Origin of the sequence: Epilithonimonas sp. JDS (assembly GCF_021261315.1) — a bacterium.
Lineage (GTDB): Bacteria > Bacteroidota > Bacteroidia > Flavobacteriales > Weeksellaceae > Epilithonimonas.
On the sequence record NZ_JAJSAX010000001.1, the window covers coordinates 1,271,414 to 1,293,169 of the forward strand.

A 21,756-nucleotide genomic window follows, 5' to 3' on the forward strand; every position below is an offset into this window, starting at 1 on the left:
TCAACAAAATTTAAAAAAATGGACAAAATAATACAAATCACCTCGGGAAGAGGACCTTTGGAATGTCAATGGGTAGTTGCCAAAGTTCTGAAGGTCTTTCTTGAGGAAGCAAAACAAAATAATATCGGTTACGAATTCATTCACCGTGAAAATGGCGATGAAAACCTCACTTTGAAATCTGCGACTTTAATTTTAAAAGGAAAAGAGGCAAATGAATTTCTGAAAAACTGGCTCGGAAGCATTCTTTGGATTGGCAAAAGCACTTTCAGAAAATTCCATAAAAGAAGCAACTGGTTTATCGGGATTTTTGAACTGGAGGATTTGGAGAAAATTGAATTTAAGGAAAGAGACGTTCAGTTTCAGACCGCAAGAAGTCAGGGAAGTGGCGGACAAAACGTGAATAAAGTGGAAACTGCCGTTCGGGCGACTTATCCGAAAACCGGACATAGTGTTTTCGTGCAGGATTCCCGTTCGCAACTGGAGAACAAGAAAATTTCCATCATCAGATTAAAAGAAAAAGTAATGGAATTTCACATTCAGCAACTGGAAAAACAAATGCAGGAAACGTGGAACAATCATTTGAATGTTCAGCTTGGAAATCCTATCCGAATTTTTTCAGGAACCGATTTTAAAAAGAATCATCAGGAGAAATCTTTCAAAAAAGAAAGACATCAACTGAAAAATGAATTAAAAAACTACAGAAATGACCTTAACTAAAAGTAAATATTATTTTGAAGCGCTGGATAATTATCCATACAGCCTGCCGGATTGTCTGGAAGCGTTGAATTATGCGCTTTCCTACGACCCTGAAGATGCAGATTCGCTTTGTCTGATGGGAAGAATCTACAGCGAAATGCTCGATGACTATGAAAAAGCAAAACTCTATTTCGAGGAAGCAATGCAATGTGACTTGACCAATCTGAATACGCCAAAATACTACATTAAATGTCTTTTGGACAACGAAGATTTTCAGGAAGCAGAAAAACTGATTAACTATTCTTTAAAAATCAAAGGAATTGACAGATCAACATTATGGTTTTACAGAGCTTTGTTGTCTGAGATGAGGGGAAGTTTTGTGAATGCTTTGAAGTTTTTAAATGATGCAAAGCAATTCAGTTATAATAAGGAAATGCTTGAATTCATTAAAGACAGAGAGCAATTCGTCAAATCAAAAATGCCAAAAAAGCTGAAGAAAAAATCAGCTAAAAAGAAGAAGGAAACCAAATAAGGTTTCCTTTTTTATTATAACTTTTCGATGGCTGTTACGATTTTATTTTTATCCAAAACCATTGCCTGCAGATGTTCTCCGGAATATTCGATGAACTGTTTTGGTTCGGGCGCATTTGTGTAAATCAATTGTCCTTGCTCAAATGGAACTGTGGAATCGCCTTTACTATAGATGAATAGTTTTGGAATGTTATTCAAAGTTTTCACATCTTCTTTTGCAGAGTATGGAGAAATTAAGGCTTTCTCAATGATTTCTTTGTACTGCGGCGCAAAGTGGATTGCAATATCTGTGAAAGACGACATTCCACCATCCACAATCAATCCTGAAATTTTTGTTGAATTTTCTTTAGCCAAATACGTTGCAATCTGAGAACCCAAAGAAGCACCGTACAGATAGATTTTTGTGTTTTGAATATCTTTTCTGGTCAGGAGATAATCGAACATTTTTTGAGCATCTTCTGCCACATTCAAGTGGGTTGGTTTGCCCGTTGACTTTCCGTAGCCTCTCACATCTACCATTACAACTTGGAATCCGTCTTCTACCAACGGTTTGGTGATGTATTGGTAAGTTGAAATATTGCCTGCAGCACCGTGAAAAAATACAATTGTCTTTTTGATTGATTTTGATTCGGGCTTCAAGACGACCGCGGTGATGGTATCGCTTTCAACTGGCAAAATGATGTTTTCGATGTTTTTAAATTCCAGAGGTTTCATTTCTTTCTTGGGCTGATAGAATTTGTCATCCATCTGAGCTTTGGAAAAAAGAGATATTAAAATAAGAAAGAATGAGAAGAATACTGATGTTTTCATTGTTTTGATTTTTAATTATGCCTCAAAATTATATCGATGAGACCTTAATTAAAAAAATAATGGTCCGAATGGTCAGTAATTCCGACCAAACTGTCAATTCTCAGGATTAAATAAAAAAAGAGACTTAATAGTTAAGCCTCTTTTAAATTTTATATGGATAAAAAATCAATCTCTCATCCTTGCGATGACATCTATTCCACCTTTTGTCTTGTCTCCGATTTTGCAAAGGATTTCTGTGTCCAGTGGCAGGAAAACGTCCATTCTGGAACCGAACTTGATGAATCCGAATTCGTGACCGGCTTTTGCTTTATCTTCAACATTACAATAGAAAACAATCCTTCTCGCCACATATCCTGCAATTTGACGGAACACAACCTGATGATTGGTCAAACTTTTCACGGCAACCGTTGTTCTTTCGTTCTCTGTAGAGGATTTCTCGTGCCAGGCCACCAAATATTTTCCCGGATGATATTTTTTATAAATCACATCACCACTCACCGGATAACGGCAAATATGGACATTCAAAGGTGACATAAAAATTGAAACCTGAATACATTTGTCTTTGATGAATTCGTCTTCAATGACTTCTTTGATCATCACGACTTTTCCGTCAACCGGCGCTACCACATTTTCCGTATGATCCAGAATCGCTCTTGTCGGAACACGGAAAAACCAGAATATCAATCCCAACATCACTAGAAGCGGAATTAAGATTACCAGAGACCATAATTCCAAATAATAAATGGATATGGTTGCGATAAATGCAATAAATATTATTGCAACGACCAAAGTACCTTTTGATTCTTTATGTAGTTTCATATAAATAATTCTAAACCAGTTTTTCTAAGATAAAATATAAATAAACAACCGGAACGCATATGATAAAGCTATCCAGCCTGTCCAGAACGCCACCGTGACCGGGAATGATATTTCCACTGTCCTTCACTGCAAAACTACGTTTTAACTGACTTTCTACCAAATCACCCAAAGGTGCAAACACGGAAACCAGGAATCCAACTATCATCCAGTTTCCTCGAAGTTCCGGGAAATACTGCTCTACAAAGAATCCGAGAATCAATGTCAGAACTACGCCGCCGGCAAATCCTTCCCATGTTTTTTTAGGTGAAATCCTTGGCGCCATTTTATGTTTTCCGAAGAATTTTCCTGTCAGATAAGCAAAAGTATCGCTGCTCCAAATTAAAACGAAAAGCATAAATATTTCTAAAGTGAAAGTTTTGCTTTCGTCTAATGTGCTGAATTTCGGTAAGCCTAATGAAAATGCGAATGGTAAAGTCACATAAACAACGGTAAAAATCAGTTTTCCGTTTTCGAAGTAGAGTTCCCGGGAATATTTGAAAAGTGTAACAACGGCAATCGGAATCAGCGTCAAAGCCATCATCTCGCTGAAATTGAAATCAAAGAAAAAACCGTGATAGAAAAATCTTTTGGTAAATCGGTAATAAATAATCGCCGCAACCGGAAAAACCAGCCATTTGTAAATGCTGTTATCAAATTTCATGATTTTGATGCATTCATATAGCCCGATCACCATAAATAAAGTTATCAATCCGTAAAAAAGATACTGCTGTTTGACTTGTGGCAGGAAACTACTGAAGAGATTTTCGCCAACCGGAGTGGTGCATATCACAATGACCAACACGTAAACGACTGCGGAAAGGGTACGCTGAATGAAATTTTTATCCAAAACTGAAATTTAATCTTCCAGCAAAAGTAAGAAAAGTTTGGTATTATCCTTATTAGGTGTGTCTAATTTGGATTGACTTCCGCTGATAGAGGTCAGATTTTTAAGATTTCCCGCACGTTTCACCTTCATCATCGCCTCATTCAGATTATTAGCAATCTGAGAAACGTTTGCCATAATGATAATTTTGCTTGGCAATCTTGAAGAATGGTAATGCAGAATATTGTTGTGAGAAAGCATAATTCGTCCGTCGAAAGCTATCAGATATTCGCAAGTGATAAAGGCAGCATCATTTTGTTCCGTAAGTTCTGGAGAATAAGGCGTTTTGATAACATCCAGGAAGTTTCTTAGATCCTGATCCCAACAGAAAACATCGTTGATCTGCTCTATCTTGATGATTTGATTCAGCGTTTGCAAAGCTTCAGACTCATCTGCACAATAATTAAAAAAACCACCGGAATGGGTGAAAAGTTGCGCAAATTTATAATCCAAATCCGCATCACGAAGTTGATCCGCCAGTTTGGTAACATCCGGCTGCTCTTCTTCGGGCTGATTCATTATTTTATTGACGAGTTTTTTGAACAGACTCAATTTAATATGCTTTAATTAATACAAATGTAAAAAAATAATTATAATCGGTTAAAAACCAAAACTTTATTTTAAAAGAAAATCCTAAATAAATTAGGATTTTCTTATTATAATGTTGTTAAATACGTTTTAACTCTCTGGATTTAAGACATTTCCAGCATCAACCGGATTATCTATACTTGAGACAGGTTTTTCTGTCAGTTCCGGATCCCAGGCACGTTTTCCGAAGATTTCTTCTAGATCTTCACGGAAAATCACTTCTTTTTCCAAAAGTTTGTTGGCCAAAGCGTCTAGCTTATCTCTGTTTTCTGTCAGGATAGTAACCGCTCTTTCATATTGGGTTTCTACCAATTTCGAAATCTCTTCATCAATCAGTTTCGCCGTTTGCTCAGAATATGGTTTTCCAAAACTGTATTCAGATTGACCTGAACTGTCATAGTAAGAAATGTTTCCCACTTTATCGTTCAAACCATAGATTGTAACCATCGCCTGCGCTTGTTTCGTCACTCTTTCAAGATCGGACAAGGCTCCCGTAGAAATGTTCCCGAAAACAGCTTGTTCTGCCGCTCTACCGCCCAATGTTGCACAGATCTCGTCCAACATTTGTTGCGTCGTGGTCAATTGTCTTTCTTCTGGAAGATACCAAGCGGCTCCAAGTGAACGTCCACGAGGAACGATTGTTACTTTTAAAAGTGGTGCTGCGTGCTCTACCAACCAGGAGATCGTTGCGTGACCAGCTTCGTGGAAGGCAACTCTTCTTTTTTCAGAAGGTTTGATGGCTTTATTTTTCTTCTCGAGACCGCCGATAATTCTATCCACTGCGTCCAAGAAATCTTGTTTGTTTACAGACTCGTGAGAGTTTCTTGCTGCAATCAGAGCGGCTTCGTTACAAACATTGGCGATATCAGCACCACTGAAACCAGGTGTTTGTTTTGCCAGAAATTCTCTATCGATGGAATCATCCATTTTGATTTTAGCCAAATGCACATCAAAAATCTGCTGTCTCTCGTGAAGTTCCGGAAGATCCACATAAATAGATCGGTCAAAACGTCCGGCTCTCATCAATGCTTTATCCAGAATATCCGCTCTGTTTGTAGCAGCCATCACGATAACGTTGACATCCGTACCAAAACCATCCATTTCTGTAAGTAATTGGTTCAGTGTATTTTCACGTTCATCATTTCCACCTTGGAAACCACCTTTTCCTCTCGCTCTACCGATTGCATCAATCTCATCGATGAAAATAATAGCCGGAGATTTCGCTTTCGCCTGAGCAAAAAGATCTCTTACTCTGGAAGCACCTACTCCAACGAACATCTCCACAAAATCAGAACCTGAAAGTGAGAAGAACGGAACTTTAGCTTCCCCTGCAACAGCTTTTGCCAACAAGGTTTTACCAGTTCCCGGAGGCCCTACCAATAGAACACCTTTCGGGATTTTACCTCCCAATTTTGTATATTTTTCAGAATTCTTCAAGAAATCTACAACTTCCTGAACTTCCTCTTTCGCACCTTCCAATCCTGCAACATCCTTGAAAGTGATCTGCATCTTGTCTTTCTCGTCAAACAATTTGGCTTTAGATTTTCCAATGCTGAAGATCTGTCCGCCAGGTCCGCCAGCGCCACCTCCCATTTTTCTGAAAATGAAGAAGTACAGCAATGCGAAAAGTCCACCCCAAAGTGCTAAAGTAAACAGCAACTCGGAGAAACCACTTTGGCTTTTACCAAATTCCATTCTTGCCTGCGTAGGCAGTTTGGTATTAATGCTTTCAAATCTTTCCTGGAAATATCTGAGATCGCCATAAGTCAGGACAAAATCCGGACTTGGTTTGATATTGATCACAGAAAGCGGATCGCTCTCTTTGTCAGTTTTTTTAAGTTCAGCTTTTGCTGATTTTGTAAGGTAAACGTCAGCTTTGAAGTTGTCTCTGTAGACCATAACTTCGCCAACTTTTCCTTTTTCTACAAGCGTGTAAAATTCCTTTTCATCAATGTTTTTTACCATAGAATCTCCGAGAAGTCCCGGAAGAAATATAAGTAAAATGAGTCCCAATAAAACGGGTATAAACCAGTTGAATCCTTTGTTATTCATTTTTATTTTTTAAAGATTGATGATGCTAAAGTGCATCTTTTAACTTTCTATTTTTGTGATTTTTGCATCACCCCAAAGTTCTTCGATGTCGTAATATTCACGGATCTCTTTTTGGAAAATGTGCACCACCACGGAAACGTAATCCACCAAAACCCACATCGAGTTTTCAGTCCCTTCTACGTGCCAAGGTCTGTCGTTGAGGTCGTTTCTTACATTTTTTTGGATATTGCCTGCGATGGCGGAAACCTGTGTATTTGAGTTTCCACTGCAGATGATAAATGTTTCTGCTGCTGCGTTTTCTATTCCTGTCAGGTCGAAAACCAAGATGTCTTCACCTTTTGTATCTTGAATCGAATCTACGATCTTATCGATTAATAATTGTTTTTCTGTAATTTTACTCATTCAAAAAATTGTCTAATTTGCAAATTTATTGATTTTAATCTATTTATCTTTTGTTTCTCATATTTATTATCTCTTAAAGTTTTCATAAATGAGCCAATTATTCCATCTCGAAAATTGTTTTTCTACGAATGACGAAATTATCACGCTTTTAAATGAAGACGAACCAACTGCTGTTTTTACTTTTAATCAAACAAAAGGCCGCGGACAATATGGAAATATCTGGAAAGTGATTCCCAACCAAAATCTGGCTTATTCACTTGCTTTTAAAACTTCAAAAATCAATATCTCCGATACTTTCCTCAATTACTATACCGCTATTATCGTGCGGGATTTTCTTGCCAATCTGACAAATGCAGACGCAAAAATAAAGTGGCCAAATGATATAATTCTTAATGGGAAAAAGGTTTGCGGCATCCTTATCGAAAAGAAAAAAATTAGTAACGAGAACTATTACATCCTCGGAATTGGCATTAATCTGCTTCAAACTGATTTTTCGAATCTTCCTAAAGCCGGCTCGGTGTTGTCTGTCACTGGTTTAAGTTTTGATTTGACAGAATTTACAAATCAATTTCATCAGGATATAATTTCGGAAATTGAGGAAATAAAATCAGAAGAAGACATCCTGTTGACCTATAACAATGTGCTTTTCAGAAAAGATGAAATCTCGGTTTTTCAAAAAAACAATGTGCGCCAAAATGGCATCATTAAAAATGCTGACAGAAATGGTTTTCTTTGGATCGATTTGGAAAATGAAGGCTTGCAGAAGTTTTTCCACAAAGAGATTGAGATGCTCTACTGATTCGCCCGTTTTATATAAAGATAAGCCGCAATAGGCGCAAAAATCATATTCGGAAGCCACATTGCTAACAATGGCGGTAAACTTTTGTTCTCCGAAACGACGTTCAAAACCTGAAAGGAAAATACAAACAGGAACGCCAAGGCAATTCCCAAAGCCAGATTAAGTCCCAATCCGCCACGTTTTTTCTGGGATGATAACGACAATCCTAAAAATGTCAGAATAATAATCGAAACCGGCATTGAGGTTCTTTGATAAAGCTCATTATAAAAGGAAGTTACGTTGCTGTTTCCTTTCATTTTTTCACGCTCTATCATCGTCAGCAATTCGGGTGTGGTTTTGTTCTGAGCCACCAGTTTATCCGGAAATAATTCGGAAGGCGGCAATTTGAAATCCTGAATTTTCGTAGTTCCGCTACCCAAAACTTCGGTGTCGTTTTTTCCTGCAGTTCTTTCGGTGTAATTATTAATAATGAAATGTTTTTTCTTAGCATCCCAATTGATATCCATCGCAGAGATCTGATAGACAAGTTTTTTGTTCTTATCAAATTTCTGATACATATAACCGGATCCGCGGTTTTCTTTCTTATTATAACTATTTACAAAAATAAAATCAGTAGGACTGATGTTTGAGGCAATGCTCATATTTCCCAACAATTTTTCCTTGTTTACCGCATTATAAGTATAAGGTTCCAAAACATTTTTCTTGATATTCGACCAGGGCAAAATAAAATGATTGACCGCCAAAGTAGCCACAAAAATCAACAAAGAGGTGATTAAATATGGCCTTGCAAACCTATGAAAACTAGCACCACTACTAATGATGGCAACGATTTCCGTATTATTCGCCATTCTGGAAGTAAAGAAAATCACGGTAATGAAAACCAAGATTGACATAAAGGTCAGAATCAGATTCAGAATCCAGAACGGATAAAAATTAAGCAGGAAATAACCAACCGTAAATCCATTGCTCTCAATCCTCGGTGTTTTTGCCTGCACATCCACAACCATAATAATGATAGACAAAAGCGCCAACATAAAAATGAGGGTTCCCAAATATTTTTTGATGACGTAAAGGTCTATGATTTTCATTATTATAGGTTTTGGTTATAAGGCTTTAGGTCTTAGTTTTTGACTAATACCTGAATTCTACTACCTGTTACAATCTTGTTTTCAATTGCGGAATGATCGAATCTTTCCATTGGTAGAAGTCTCCAGCAACAATATGTTCTCTCGCAACTTTCACTAGATCAAGGTAAAACGCCAAGTTATGGATCGATGCAATTTGTTTTGCCAGATATTCCTTGGAAACGAAAAGGTGACGAACGTAAGCCTTGCTGTATGCGCTGTCCACAAAACTCGTCCCAAACTCATCAAGCGGAGAGAAATCTTCTTTCCAGCGTTCGTTTTTCATATTCATCACACCTTGCCAGGTGAAGAGCATTGCGTTTCTTGCATTTCTGGTGGGCATTACGCAATCCATCATATCTACTCCGAAACCAATACTTTCCAGAATATTCCAAGGTGTTCCAACGCCCATCAAATATCGTGGTTTGTCTTTTGGGAGAATGTCCGTCACTTCATTTGTGATCCTGTACATTTCCGGTTCTGGCTCGCCAACGGAAAGTCCACCGATTGCGTTTCCTTCTGCACCAGCCTCTGAAATAACCTCAGCCGAAATTTTTCTTAAATCAGAATAACAAGAACCCTGAACAATCGGGAACAATCTCTGTTTGTGACCGTACAATTCTTTGTTTTCCTCAGTCCAAGTGATGCATCTTTTCAACCAACGGTGCGTGAGCTCCATTGATGTTTTTACAGCATTGTAGTCGCTTGGATAAGCAATACACTCATCAAAAGCCATAAAAATATCTGCACCAATTTGTCTTTGAATTTGCATCGAAACTTCTGGTGACATAAAATGCAAACTACCGTCGATGTGCGATTTGAATTTTACGCCTTCTTCCGTGATCTTTCTGCTTTTTGCTAACGAAAAAACCTGATAGCCGCCGGAATCTGTCAAAATTGGTAAATCCCAATTCATAAACTGGTGAAGTCCGCCCGCTTTTTCCATAATATCCATCGTTGGACGCAACATCAAATGGTAGGTGTTTCCCAGAATAATCTGCGCTTTGATGTCTTCTTTAAGTTCTCTCTGGTGAACGGTTTTCACGGATGCAACAGTTCCAACCGGCATAAAAATCGGGGTTTGGATCTGTCCGTGATCGGTATTGATAACTCCAGCTCTGGCTTTGGATTCTGAAGTTTTTTCGATTTCAAAAAATTTCTGCATAACTACATATCTCCAAAATTACCTCGCTTGCGGTGGCAATCCTGGATTTTCTTTTAATTTTTTATTTATGAAAGACTCAGCCTTCGGATCTTTGGCTACGATGATTTTCTGAGCATCATCCAGAATTTCTTTGATGATTTCCGGCTTGGTCATATAATATTCATAGCTTTTGGTGAACAGTTCGCCTTTGATCTTATATTTTTTCAGAATGAATCTGGTCGCATTTTCAGAATTAATATTAGTCCCAATAACGTATTGCTGCTCATTGATTGCAAAATCCGCAATGATTTCGGACATCTTATCTTCCGGCAAAATATCTTTTGGTTTTTCTATCGCTTCTGTACAAGCTAACACACAGAAAATCATTAATATGTAAAAGAAATACTTCATTGCTACAATTTTCCGATCAGATTTTTCCATTTCAAGTTTAAAACGCCGAAAACCGCTTCCTGGATAATTCCGCCATTCATTTTGCTGACACCTTCTGTTCTGTCTGTAAAAATAATCGGAACTTCCACGATCTTCATATTCTTTTTGAAAACCCGGTATTTCATTTCGACCTGGAAACCGTAACCTTTTAGTTTAATTTTATCCAGACCAATGGCAATCAGGGTTTCTTTTTTAAAACAGACAAATCCCGCCGTCGTATCGTGAATTGGAAGTCCGAGAACAAACCTTACATATTTCGAAGCAAAATAGGAAAGCAAAACCCTTCCCATCGGCCAGTTTACCACATTCACACCCTGAGAATATCTGGAACCAACGGCCATATCTGCTGTTTTGCAGGCTTCATAAAGTTTAATTAAATCTTTCGGATTATGAGAAAAATCTGCATCCATCTCGAAAATGTAATCATATTCGTTGTGGATTGCCCATTGGAAACCGTGGATGTACGCTTTGCCAAGTCCGTCTTTGATCTTTCGAACCGTCAAATGTAATTGAAGCGGAAATTTGTCCCGCAGACTTTTAACGATCTCAGCCGTTCCGTCGGGCGAAGAATCGTCCACCACCAAAACGTGGAAATCCTGTTCCAAAGCAAAAACAGCCGAAATAATCTTTTCGACGTTCTCTTTTTCGTTGTAGGTGGGAATAATGACAAGTTTCTTCATCCGGCAAATAATCCGCAAAGATAATCTTTAATCGTTAATGTTTATTTGGCGTGGTGGAAATTAACTTTTTTTAATAGAAATAGCTGAATATTGATGCTTTATCTGAATTACAACTTTATTCAATGTGAAAAATGGAAAATCGTAACTCATTATTTATGTAATACTTCTTCTATTTTTTCTCACAGAATATTATTTAAATTCTCCACCATTTTTAATCCAATCGTTTATCCTTTTCTGTTTGTTTATAAGCTCTGTATTATCTTTACCATAATTAATATTAAAGTAATCAAACAAATCAATACCTTTTTTTCTTCGTAAAATGTTTTGTGGAAAAACAGAATATTTCTCATTAAACTCTTTCACATTCAAATTATATTTCAATAAAGCTTCATTCAGATTTTTATTTATTAATGATAATTTTTTATTTTCAGATAAGCGTAAACTATCATTCAGAATATATTCATTAGACAACAACGTCTCTTTTTCACTATTGTGAATACTCTTTTCACTTTTATTAATTAAGGATAAGATGTTTGAATTCTTATCTCTGGTCAAAATACTGTCTCTTTTATGTAATTGAGCTGCAAAAACAGTCCAGGCTTCTTCGACTTTGAGTTTGTCTGAAGAAATAGATTGATTAATACTGTTTGTAATATAAAATATTATCCCTAATCCCACTAAAAAAAATAATGCTACTGAGATCAGGCATCCTTTTAATTTGTTATTCATAAAATTAGTTTTAGTTGCAATTTCAATCAAGATTTCTTGAGTGTGACTTAAGATCCATTCAAATATATAATTTCTTTCCCGATAAAAATCTCCTTAACTATATTTCTGATTTTTTAATTCCTGCCTCAGATTAATGATAAATATATAATCCATCTACCACGAACAAACGACAGAAGAATGGCGGAGCGACCTCGAAGGAAGAGCGCAATAATCTTATTGCTGAATTTAGAATAATAATCAATGTTTATTAATAATTAAAAAATAGATTGTTTCAAAAACCTAATTCAATCTGAAAAATCAGAATAGTCGTATATTACTCTATCAACAAACTACAATGCAAAAATCAATTATAACATTCCTTATTCTAGCCTTAATGACAATCAGTTGCAGACCAACAAGGATTTACAAAGATATTTCTTACACCAAAAACCATAAAGGAGAAGATGTAAAACTCAATATTTTCACACCGAAAAACATCAAGGACAAAAACCTTCCAGTGCTCATTTTCGTTTACGGCGGAAACTGGAACACGGGAAATAAAAACAAATACAATCTTCTCGGTAGAAACTTTGCCCGAAAAAATATGGTGGTTGTGATTCCGGATTACACGCTGAGTCCAAACGCTGATGTGAACGAAATGACCAAGGAAATCGCAGCAGCAATCCAATTCACAAAAGCAAATGCAAAAAATTACCACGGAAATCCAGAGCGAATTTTTATCTCCGGACATTCTGCGGGCGGACAATTATCAACTTCCGCTGTGATGAATCCCAAATATGGAATCCCGGAAAAAACGATTTTGGGAATTATCCTAATTGATGGTGCTGGGATTGATATGAAAAATTACCTCGAAAAGTATCCACCTACAGCAGAAGATAATTACGATATCACGTGGAGCAAAGACCCAGAAAAGTGGAAACAAGCCTCGTCCATTTATTTTATTAATGAGAAAACGCCGCCTTTTTTGATCTATGTAGGCGAAAAAACTTACCCTTCCATAAAAGTCGCAAATGACAATTTTTTGAAAGCATTGAAACCTTTCCAGCCAAATGTGAAACCAATTCTGCTGAATAAAAAGCACGTTCCGATGGTCTTGCAATATTTTTTGCCGTGGAGCAAAAGGTTTGATGAAGCGGTCAATTTTATGGAAAGTGTGAAGTGAAATTTTCCCACTTAAAATCCAAGCACCAAAAAGAATAAGACGAAATAAACCATAAATATGATTTCAAATAACTTCATATGATATCTGTAGATCGCAATGGCGTTTATGATCAAAATAAAAAAATAGAGCAAGGCAAAGAAAAACTTTGTAAAGGATCTGATGTTGTAGTAAAACAAGTCCGTCCATTTCGCTTTCGACTCTAAGGCAATGTAAAACTTATCTTTATCACTTTCTAAGTTTTCGTTTTCGTCGATATAGAAAGTCAGTTTTTTATTGATGGAAGTCTTCAAAATCGCTTGGTCATCTTTGAAATATGAAAGCATCCCATTTCCTGAATTGTAAAAAACACCGGGATATTCCTTGGTTTTGAATATGAAATAAGGCACTCTGTTTCCGCTTTTCCTAACTTCAGTTACCGTTGCGTTGACTTCTTTCAAAGCATTATTCGAAATGAGAATTTTCCCAGGAATGTAAAATAGGCCGACGACAGACATTAATATGACAAAGGTTTTGAAAGTCATTTTGATGGTGCAAAGTTTTAATCGAATTAAAAATAGAAATAATATCGATGAGAATTAGCATTTTCCATTGAAAAATTATCTGAATGATTTAATGAATAAAATAAACCGATAACAATTTCTAATTCTTATTTTTGCAAAAAATTTGAAGCTTGGTAAGAATAGCAGAACATAACGATTGGGTGGTATATTGTATTCTCGGGAGTATTTTTGCCTACATCATCGTGCTTTCTGTTTTCAATCGGGATGCCAATATCAAGGATTTTCTGACTCAGAAGATCGAGGATTCTAATAATCTCACGCCTTCGTGGACAATTATTTCAATTGTCAGAAGTGTGATGATTTCGCTATTGCTGTCGCAATTCATACCCATTGTGCCGAAGTTTGTTTCTGATCTGCAGCTATTTGGGTTTCAAATCAACAAATTTGGGTTTGCTTTTTTAGCGGTGCTTGCTTTTGAAGTGATCAAAAATATTCTAACCTTTCTTTTCTACAACAGCGTTGGCGACGGAAAAAATTTGAAAGGTCTGGCGTTGATCTCCAGCAAGTTTTATTTTCTGGAATCCATCGGACTCATTATCGCCGGATTTGCGCTGTATTTCTATCCTTTGGATTTGGTACAATATTTTTATGTCATCATTATTATATTAATATCATTGTTTGTGTTGAAAAACCTGATCTATATTTTTCATAATCAAGCTATTTTACCAGAAAAATGGTATTATAAATTTTTGTATATTTGCACGCTTCAAATAGTACCTGTTTTGGTACTTTGGAAGTTCTTGTTTTATTAAATGTTATAACCACATTTTAAGATGAAAATCAAATCTATTTTAGTTTCACAACCAGCGCCAAACGAATCTTCACCTTACTTGGAGATTGCAAAAAAAGAAAAAATCAAGATTGATTTCCGTCCTTTTATCCACGTTCAGGGTGTTGACGCAAAAGATCTCAGAACTCAGAAAATCGACCTGACTCAATATACAGGAATTATTTTCACAAGTAAAAATGCAATAGACCACTACTTTCGTCTAGCAGAGGAAATGAGATTTACAGTGCCGGATTCTATGCGCTACATCTGCCAGTCCGAGGCGATTGCCAACTATTTGCAGAAACATATTGTTTACAGAAAAAGGAAAATCAGCTTTGGTGAGAAGAACTTCTCAGACCTGGCGCCTTTGTTCAAAAAGCATCCTTCAGAGAAATATCTTTTGCCATCATCAGATATTCTGACGCCGGAAGTTCCAAAAGTTTTGGATTCTGCGAATATCGAGTGGACAAGAGCAATTATGTACAAAACAGTTGCGAGTGATTTGACTGATATCAACATCGACGATTACGAAATGCTGGTGTTCTTCAGCCCGCAAGGAATAAAATCTCTGAAGATCAATTTCCCAACATTTGAACAGAAAGAAACGAAGATCGCTGTTTTCGGAACCACCACTCAAGCGGCCGCAGAAGAAGCTGGATTGACCGTCAACGTAATGGCTCCAACAAAAGAAACGCCGTCTATGACAATGGCAATTGAAAAATATATCAAAAGCATCAATAAGTAATTATTGATTACATAAATCAAAGCCGTCCCGGAATTTTCGGGATGGTTTTTTGTTTAATTTTGTTAAATCTGAAATCATCTCAGAAAACCTCTAACCACATAGACACATAGTTTTCTGAAAATTAAAAAAATTATAAGTTTAAATAGGAAAGACATTCTAGGTTTTCTCTATTTTTTCTTAATGTGATTTTAATCTTATGTGTCTATGTGGTTCAATTAATACCAATTTCAAAATGAATGCTCCAAAAGCAAAAAAAATAGAAAAACTTCTCGAAATTCACAACGACCAAAGGAACGATCCTTATTTCTGGATGAATGAAAGAGAAAATCCCGAAGTCATCAAATATCTGGAGGAAGAAAACGCCTATACAGATTTTGTGATGAAGGAAACGGAAGACCTTCAGAACGACCTTTACGAGGAAATGAAATCCCGCTACAAAAAGGACGACGAGTCTTTGCCTTATTTTTTCAATCAATACTGGTACATCGTCCGTTATGAAGATGGGAAAGAATATCCGATTTTCTCAAGAAAGTTTCAAACCTTGGAGAATGAAGAAGAGATTCTTTTGGATGCCAATGTTTTGGCTGAAGGAAAGGAATATTTCGATATTGGGAGCATTTCTATCAGCGTTAATAATGACATTCTATCTTTTTCAACCGATGTTGTCGGGAGAAGAATCTATAAAATTTTCTTCAAGAATCTGAAAACCGGCGAAATCTTCGGAGACGAAATTGACAACACGACTGGAAAAGCAGTTTGGTCCAATGACAACAATTATGTTTTTTACATCAGAAAAGATGAAAGTCTAAGAGCATTTCAAATCCATCGCCACGAGTTGGGAACCGAAACTGAAAAAGACGTTTTGATTTTCCACGAGGAAGATGAGACTTTTGACGTTAATGTTTACAAAACCAAGACTTTAGATTACATTTTCATCTCTTCATCAAGTACGAATGAAGACGAGCACAGATTCATTCCTTCCAATGATGTCTTTGCAGATTGGAAAATCATTCAGGAACGAACTGAGGATTTGGAATATTCGGTGGAACATTATCAGGATGATTTTTACATCATCACAAACGCAGATGATTCGACTAATTTTAAAATTGTAAAGACCAAAGTAGAGAATCCTTCGATTGAAAATTGGGAAGACTTCATTCCGCACAGGGAAAATGTGCTGTTGGAAGGTTTTGAGATTTTTAATGAATATTTCGTTTTGGAAGAACGGGAAAGCGGACTTCTTCAAATCAAAATCATCGAAAGCAAAACTGGAGATTCCCATTATCTGCCATTTTCTGACCCAACTTACACCGCGTACATCGGAACGAATATGGAATTTGATACCGAAAAATTGCGTTTCGGCTACACGTCTTTGACAAAACCCGCTTCGACTTTCGAATACGATATGAAGGAAAGAACCACCAAACTCCTGAAAGAACAGGAAGTTTTGGGCGGGAAATTCGACAAAGAGAATTACATCTCAGAGAGAATCTGGGCAACCGCAAGAGACGGAAAACAAGTTCCAATTTCTTTGGTTTATCACAAAGACACACCAAAATCCGAAAATACGCCACTTTTGCTTTATGGCTACGGAAGTTACGGTCACACGGTGGATGCGAGCTTTTCCAGCGTAAGATTGACCTTGCTAGACCGCGGTTACATCTACGCCATCGCTCACATCCGAGGAGGGGAATATCTTGGAAGAGAATGGTACGAAGATGGAAAAATGCTTCAGAAAAAGAATACGTTTTTTGATTTCATTGATTCCGCAAAATACTTGATATCAGAAAATTATACCTCGCCAAAACACCTTTATGCAATGGGCGGAAGTGCCGGCGGACTTTTGGTTGGCGCGGTGATGAATTACAATCCGGAACTTTTCAACGGGATTGTGGCGCAAGTTCCTTTCGTAGACGTGGTTTCGACGATGTTGGACGATACGATTCCATTGACCACAGGAGAATACGACGAATGGGGAAATCCGAACGAAAAGGAATATTATGATTATATGAAATCCTATTCGCCTTATGATAATGTGGAAGCAAAAAACTATCCTAATATCTTAATCACAACAGGATTCCACGATTCTCAAGTTCAATATTGGGAACCCGCAAAATGGACCGCGAAATTGAGAGAATTGAAAACGGATGACAACATTCTGATTTTCAAAACCGATATGAGTTCCGGTCACGGCGGTGCGAGCGGACGATTTGAAAGTTTGAAGGAAATTGCTTTGGAATACGCGTTTTTGTTTAAAGTTGAAGGTTTAAAAAATTAATTATGAGCGAAGCAGAAATCTGGAAAAAAGTAGAACGTTTTTTCGAAGTTAATTTTCAAACCGAAAAAAATCCGCCAATTGATACTTTACTTTTTATCATTGGTGTTCAGGAATTGGGAAGCGGACAACAGAAATTCACAAAAGACGATAAGGTCAATCTTTTGCACATCGCAGTTTGCAGATTGCTGGAGCCTTTTGGTTATTATAAATTCACACATTATGAAGACGGCTGGCCTCATTATGACAAACTCGATGATTTGCCAGAGCTGAAACCAAACGAACAATCACTTTTGATGAAAAAAGCGATTATTCAGTATTTTCAGGATGAGGAGATTGATTTGGATTAAGAATTAAAATTAATTTTCCCTGCCCTAAAGGGAGTAATTTTAATTCTTTGACAGTAAATCTTCCAACTGATTCAATCCCGTTTTGAAACCATCTTCAAAACCCATTTCGAGATGTTCTTTCATTTTATCTTTGGAGTAAAAAGTCAGGTTTACTGTTAGCTTTGTTCCTTCTTCTATTCCTGTAAAACCATACAGCCATTTTGTTTCCGGGAAGTTCTCACCGATTCTTCCTTTGTCATCGGAAAAGGCATCTTCGCCGTCGAAACTTCTGTGCTCCATTATTTCGCCGAATTTCACGATACTATAGATTTTCTCTCCATCAGGACCAACCATTGCGTAATGCCAGGTTCCGTTTTCTCTAAAATCCAGTTTTTGCGTTTCACATTTCCAAGGTTTTGGCGCCCACCACTGATCCAACAGTTCAGATTTGGTGAAATAATCCCAAACCGTCGTAACATCTGCCTCATAAATCTTAGAAATATAAGCACTTGCAGAATCTAAATCCTTATTAAAAATAATTTCTGAATTCATAACGTTATCTCTTTTTACAAACTTAATTATTAAAAATCACACCAAACTTTTCTTGTGGCAACATATTTGATATTCACAATAAAATGTTAAATCTATCAATTTTAAGAAATATTTAATAATTTCAAACGTTATTTTTTATTGAGACATTCTTAAAATCAGTAATTTTAACTTTTCAAACTTAAAAATACATATGAATAATAAATTCATTCCGATTATCTCTGTATTTATGACAATTTCGTTGATCGTTTTTGTCTCTCTGCAGTTGTATTGGATCAAAGAATTATATACTTCCTTAGAGCAGGATTTTTCCAACAAAGTTTATTCGGCCTTAGAAACTTCGACTCAGAAAGTGAATCAAATTGAGGTTAATAAATATTGGAATGAGACTTATGGCGGCGTCGGGAAAGAAGTTTTAGCATCGTCTAATCAACCAACCAAGACCTACATTCAGCAAAGTTCTGACTCTGCAAACCGATCAAATATTCTATTTCAAACAAGCATTGTCGAGAAGCAGAATATTCCGGTTTCTGCAAAAGGAGACACGCTTTACACCACAAAACTTTACAAAGACGAAGGTCAGCTGAAACTAAAAAAAAGCTCACCGGAACCACTTACCACAAACATCAGCCGCGATCTTGATAATAATTCTTTCCAGATGAAGGAATTTGCAAGACTGAGCGCCACAAATCTCCCTATTGAAAAACGGGTGAACAGCAAAACGATTGATTCTGTGGTAACTAAAGAACTGAGATTGAAAGGCATCGACACGAAATTTGGCTACGGCGTCATTAACAAAACCAATAAGCTGACAACAATTGCCAACAATATTTATCTGGATCAAAAAGACAAGACGAATTATACCTATCCTCTTTTTACAGACAGCAAAGACAGAACGCTTTATACTTTGGCAATCGTCTTCCCAAGAAAAGATTACTCGTTGGTAAAGCATAATCTGCCGATGCTTTTGGGCACTTTTATATCGTTGCTCACCATTTTGGGGATTTATATTATTTCCATTAATTATATGATGCGTCAGAAGAAAATCGCAGAGATCAAGACGGATTTTATCAATAATATGTCACACGAGTTTAAAACACCTTTGGCAACCATTTCCGTAGCTGCAGATTCGTTGGCAAATGATCTTATTGCCACGAATCCTGACAAGGTCAAATATTATTCTGGTCTCATAAAACAGGAAAACCTGAGAATGAAAAAGCAGGTGGAAACAGTTCTGAATATGTCCAAACTGGAAAGAAACGAAATGCCTTTACACTTGAAAGAAACAAACGTTCGGGAATTGATAAAAAGTGTGGCAGAATCTTTCAGACTCATTGTAGATCAGCGAAATGGAACGTTGATTACTGATTTTAATGCTACAAAATATAATTTCCTTGTAGATGAATTTCATATTTCAAACGCATTGATCAATCTTTTGGATAATGCCAACAAATATTCGCCGGAAACGCCGGAAATAAAAGTAAGCACGAGAAACGAAGGTAACTTCTACGTCATCGAAATTTCTGATAAAGGAATGGGAATGGATGGAACAAACAAAACCAAAATCTTTGAAAAATTCTTCCGTGAAGAAACCGGAAATATCCACAATGTAAAAGGACAGGGACTTGGATTGTCTTATGTAAAAAAGATTATCGAAATCCATAAAGGTCAGATTTCCGTAGATTCTCATAAAGGAAAAGGAAGTACATTCACAATTAAGTTACCTATGGTTTAGAAAAAAATTATTAAAATAAAAATTTATAGATGAAGGAGTAGAAAAATCAATAAAATGGAGAGGAAATTGTAAATGATTAATAAAATAAAAAGCAAATACTAACACTACAAAGAACATTGTTCTTTATCAAATAATAAAATTAAAAATATGAGTAATAGAATATTATTAGTAGAAGACGACCAGAGTTTTGGCGCAGTTCTGAAAGATTATCTTACGATAAACAACTTTGAAGTTACCTTGGCAACTGACGGAGAAATGGGACTGAAAGAGTTTACAGAAAAAGAATTTGACATCTGCATCTTTGATGTGATGATGCCGAAAAAAGACGGATTTTCATTGGCTGAAGATGTTAAAAAAATTGATAAAAATACACCAATTATTTTCCTTACAGCAAGAAACCTGCGTGAGGATATTTTGAAAGGTTACCAAATCGGAGCAGATGATTACATCACCAAACCGTTTGATACTGAGCTGCTTCTATACAAAATTAAAGCGATTCTACAAAGAAGCGCTGTTTTGGAAAATGAAGATCAGGAGCAATTCAAGATCAGTAATATATTTTTCGATTCTATGTTAAGACAACTACGTGTAGGAGAAAATGAATACAAACTTTCGCCGAAAGAAAACGAACTTCTGAAACTGCTTTGCATCCACAGAAACGACTTTATGCCGAGAGATTTAGCATTAAGAAAAATCTGGAAAAAAGAAAATTACTTTACCGCAAGAAGTATGGACGTTTACATCGCCAAGCTGAGAAAACTGCTGAAAGATGATGACGGATTGGAAATCATCAATGTTCACGGAGAAGGCTTCCGATTGTTGGTGAAAAATCCGCAGTAAGATTAATAAAAAATCCCTTCAGCAATATAAACTGAAGGGATTTTTATTTTTAATAAAATGAAGACAAATTAATTAGTCGCCATTTTCTGATTTGAAACATCATTGAGAATCTGATCTTTTTGTTCGTTGCCTTTCAGCCATTGTGAGCTCGAAAGATAGTTTTGATCCGGATAATAAATGAACAAACACGTTTTATTTTTGATTGTGTTGATAATCGGCTGAGCCAGTTCTCTTGGAATTGCAGGACAACCCCAGCTTCTTCCCAATCTTTTTTCAGCTTTGATGAAATCTTCGCTCACATAATTGGCGCCGTGCATCACGATACATCTTTCCAATGCAGCATCATTATAACCTTTGTCCATCCCGAATAACCTCAGAGAATAGCCGTTGTCTCCTGTGTAAGTCTGCTCTGTGATGTAAAAACCGAGACTTGACTGGTGCGAATCTTCCGTGTTGGAAAAATTCATTGCAAACTCTTCACCTGTTCCTTTTCCGTGCGCTACCAGGGAATTGAACAGCAATTTTTTCTCTCCAGTATCAATCACCCAAAGGCGTTTTCTGTTGGAAGAAAGACTGAAATCACAAACCGAAAGCAAATGCGCCGTTAGTTCCAGTTTGCCGGATTTTTTCAAATTTTGGAATCCTAAAAATGCTTTTTCAAAGACTTCAAAATTCAATGTTTCTCCTTCAAACTGCAGATTTTTGTACACTTCTTCTGCATCATTCACTGGTGAGAAATTCTTTTTAGGACTTAATTCTATTTCTTTAATGGTAACAGACGATGGAGAAATATTCTCGGAACTCGCTGGAAAAAAAGAGGTGGTGATCAAATAAAACAGACCTAATAACAATGGGAATTTCTTCATAAATTAATTATATTTCTTTTATTTTTTTTAGTGGTGCAAAATTACAATTATATCATTTTCAATAAGTTATTAATATTATTTTTAACAGTTCTTTATGAAACTTTAACTCAAAATGATTATTCAGAGAAGGTTTTTATTAAGATTTCATTATGATAATTAATTATTAATTTTTGAAGTTGA

24 protein-coding genes are annotated in these 21,756 nt (G+C 36.4%); 10 read left to right on the forward strand and 14 right to left on the reverse strand.

What is annotated here, in order from left to right; translation table 11 throughout:
* The first annotated feature begins 18 nt into the window (after window positions 1–18).
* Window positions 19–717: a peptide chain release factor H gene (gene prfH / locus LUD75_RS05985; RefSeq protein ID WP_232704748.1), complete on the forward strand. Its 699-nt coding sequence runs from the start codon at window positions 19–21 to the stop codon at window positions 715–717.
* Complete coding sequence (locus LUD75_RS05990; RefSeq protein ID WP_232704749.1) at window positions 704–1,228, forward strand: hypothetical protein; 525 nt, start codon at window positions 704–706, stop codon at window positions 1,226–1,228. The genes prfH and LUD75_RS05990 overlap by 14 nt, the downstream gene beginning before the upstream one ends.
* Before the next feature lie 14 nt (window positions 1,229–1,242).
* On the opposite strand, the gene LUD75_RS05995 is transcribed toward LUD75_RS05990, so the two are convergent.
* The 6 genes from LUD75_RS05995 to rsfS form a co-directional block, all read right to left on the reverse strand.
* The gene (locus LUD75_RS05995) at window positions 1,243–2,037 is read right to left on the reverse strand and encodes an alpha/beta fold hydrolase (RefSeq protein WP_232704750.1); all 795 of its coding nucleotides are present in this window, start codon (window positions 2,035–2,037) and stop codon (window positions 1,243–1,245) included.
* A gap of 165 nt (window positions 2,038–2,202) precedes the next feature.
* The gene (locus tag LUD75_RS06000; protein WP_232704751.1) at window positions 2,203–2,856 is read right to left on the reverse strand and encodes a phosphatidylserine decarboxylase family protein; all 654 of its coding nucleotides are present in this window, start codon (window positions 2,854–2,856) and stop codon (window positions 2,203–2,205) included.
* Between the two features lie 10 nt (window positions 2,857–2,866).
* On the reverse strand, window positions 2,867–3,742 hold the full coding sequence (locus LUD75_RS06005) for a phosphatidate cytidylyltransferase (protein WP_232704752.1): 876 nt from the start codon (window positions 3,740–3,742) through the stop codon (window positions 2,867–2,869).
* Window positions 3,743–3,751: 9 nt separating this feature from the next.
* A complete protein-coding gene (locus tag LUD75_RS06010) occupies window positions 3,752–4,330 on the reverse strand; it encodes a lactate utilization protein (protein WP_232704753.1) in 579 nt (192 codons plus the stop codon).
* A gap of 126 nt (window positions 4,331–4,456) precedes the next feature.
* Entirely contained in the window at window positions 4,457–6,418 is a 1,962-nt protein-coding gene (ftsH, locus tag LUD75_RS06015; RefSeq protein ID WP_232704754.1) for an ATP-dependent zinc metalloprotease FtsH, read from the reverse strand.
* Between the two features lie 39 nt (window positions 6,419–6,457).
* A complete protein-coding gene (rsfS, locus tag LUD75_RS06020; RefSeq protein WP_028121978.1) occupies window positions 6,458–6,820 on the reverse strand; it encodes a ribosome silencing factor in 363 nt (120 codons plus the stop codon).
* An 88-nt stretch (window positions 6,821–6,908) separates the two neighbouring features.
* Between rsfS and LUD75_RS06025 the strand changes: the two genes are divergently transcribed.
* The gene (locus tag LUD75_RS06025) at window positions 6,909–7,619 is read left to right on the forward strand and encodes a biotin--[acetyl-CoA-carboxylase] ligase (RefSeq protein ID WP_232704755.1); all 711 of its coding nucleotides are present in this window, start codon (window positions 6,909–6,911) and stop codon (window positions 7,617–7,619) included.
* Here LUD75_RS06025 and LUD75_RS06030 read toward each other — a convergent pair.
* The 5 genes from LUD75_RS06030 to LUD75_RS06050 all read right to left on the reverse strand — a co-directional run bounded on the left by LUD75_RS06030 (window position 7,613) and on the right by LUD75_RS06050 (window position 11,746).
* A complete protein-coding gene (locus LUD75_RS06030; protein WP_232704756.1) occupies window positions 7,613–8,707 on the reverse strand; it encodes an LptF/LptG family permease in 1,095 nt (364 codons plus the stop codon). The two genes, LUD75_RS06025 and LUD75_RS06030, sit on opposite strands and share 7 nt — an antisense overlap.
* A gap of 67 nt (window positions 8,708–8,774) precedes the next feature.
* Complete coding sequence (gene tgt / locus LUD75_RS06035; RefSeq protein WP_232704757.1) at window positions 8,775–9,908, reverse strand: tRNA guanosine(34) transglycosylase Tgt; 1,134 nt, start codon at window positions 9,906–9,908, stop codon at window positions 8,775–8,777.
* Window positions 9,909–9,926: 18 nt separating this feature from the next.
* Window positions 9,927–10,298 carry a DUF4296 domain-containing protein gene (locus tag LUD75_RS06040; RefSeq protein WP_232704758.1) on the reverse strand — a complete coding sequence of 124 codons (372 nt, stop codon included), beginning with the start codon at window positions 10,296–10,298 and terminating at the stop codon, window positions 9,927–9,929.
* Window positions 10,299–10,300: 2 nt separating this feature from the next.
* Window positions 10,301–11,017 (reverse strand): polyprenol monophosphomannose synthase, encoded by a 717-nt coding sequence (locus LUD75_RS06045; RefSeq protein WP_232704759.1) that lies wholly within the window; start codon window positions 11,015–11,017, stop codon window positions 10,301–10,303.
* Window positions 11,018–11,206: 189 nt separating this feature from the next.
* Window positions 11,207–11,746 carry a hypothetical protein gene (locus LUD75_RS06050; RefSeq protein ID WP_232704760.1) on the reverse strand — a complete coding sequence of 180 codons (540 nt, stop codon included), beginning with the start codon at window positions 11,744–11,746 and terminating at the stop codon, window positions 11,207–11,209.
* Between the two features lie 334 nt (window positions 11,747–12,080).
* On the opposite strand from LUD75_RS06050, the gene LUD75_RS06055 reads away from it, so the two are divergent.
* Window positions 12,081–12,908, forward strand: a complete 828-nt coding sequence (locus LUD75_RS06055; protein WP_232704761.1) for an alpha/beta hydrolase — start codon at window positions 12,081–12,083, stop codon at window positions 12,906–12,908.
* Between the two features lie 11 nt (window positions 12,909–12,919).
* Here the strand turns inward: LUD75_RS06055 and LUD75_RS06060 are convergent, their stop codons facing one another.
* Entirely contained in the window at window positions 12,920–13,429 is a 510-nt protein-coding gene (locus tag LUD75_RS06060) for a hypothetical protein (protein ID WP_232704762.1), read from the reverse strand.
* Window positions 13,430–13,578: 149 nt separating this feature from the next.
* Here LUD75_RS06060 and LUD75_RS06065 point away from each other — a divergent pair, with 149 nt between their 5' ends.
* The 4 genes from LUD75_RS06065 to LUD75_RS06080 all read left to right on the forward strand — a co-directional run bounded on the left by LUD75_RS06065 (window position 13,579) and on the right by LUD75_RS06080 (window position 17,607).
* The gene (locus LUD75_RS06065; RefSeq protein ID WP_232704763.1) at window positions 13,579–14,220 is read left to right on the forward strand and encodes a DUF4271 domain-containing protein; all 642 of its coding nucleotides are present in this window, start codon (window positions 13,579–13,581) and stop codon (window positions 14,218–14,220) included.
* A 21-nt stretch (window positions 14,221–14,241) separates the two neighbouring features.
* Window positions 14,242–14,982, forward strand: a complete 741-nt coding sequence (locus tag LUD75_RS06070; RefSeq protein WP_232704764.1) for a uroporphyrinogen-III synthase — start codon at window positions 14,242–14,244, stop codon at window positions 14,980–14,982.
* A gap of 232 nt (window positions 14,983–15,214) precedes the next feature.
* Window positions 15,215–17,260: a S9 family peptidase gene (locus LUD75_RS06075; RefSeq protein WP_232704765.1), complete on the forward strand. Its 2,046-nt coding sequence runs from the start codon at window positions 15,215–15,217 to the stop codon at window positions 17,258–17,260.
* A 2-nt stretch (window positions 17,261–17,262) separates the two neighbouring features.
* Window positions 17,263–17,607, forward strand: a complete 345-nt coding sequence (locus tag LUD75_RS06080; RefSeq protein ID WP_232704766.1) for a hypothetical protein — start codon at window positions 17,263–17,265, stop codon at window positions 17,605–17,607.
* Between the two features lie 39 nt (window positions 17,608–17,646).
* On the opposite strand, the gene LUD75_RS06085 is transcribed toward LUD75_RS06080, so the two are convergent.
* Entirely contained in the window at window positions 17,647–18,138 is a 492-nt protein-coding gene (locus LUD75_RS06085) for an SRPBCC domain-containing protein (RefSeq protein ID WP_232704767.1), read from the reverse strand.
* A 190-nt stretch (window positions 18,139–18,328) separates the two neighbouring features.
* Between LUD75_RS06085 and LUD75_RS06090 the strand changes: the two genes are divergently transcribed.
* Window positions 18,329–19,870, forward strand: coding sequence for a HAMP domain-containing sensor histidine kinase (locus LUD75_RS06090; protein WP_232704768.1), 1,542 nt, complete (start codon window positions 18,329–18,331; stop codon window positions 19,868–19,870).
* A gap of 147 nt (window positions 19,871–20,017) precedes the next feature.
* A complete protein-coding gene (locus tag LUD75_RS06095) occupies window positions 20,018–20,710 on the forward strand; it encodes a response regulator transcription factor (protein WP_232704769.1) in 693 nt (230 codons plus the stop codon).
* A 68-nt stretch (window positions 20,711–20,778) separates the two neighbouring features.
* Here the strand turns inward: LUD75_RS06095 and LUD75_RS06100 are convergent, their stop codons facing one another.
* Window positions 20,779–21,576, reverse strand: a complete 798-nt coding sequence (locus LUD75_RS06100; RefSeq protein WP_232704770.1) for a murein L,D-transpeptidase catalytic domain family protein — start codon at window positions 21,574–21,576, stop codon at window positions 20,779–20,781.
* Between the last annotated feature and the right edge of the window lie 180 nt (window positions 21,577–21,756).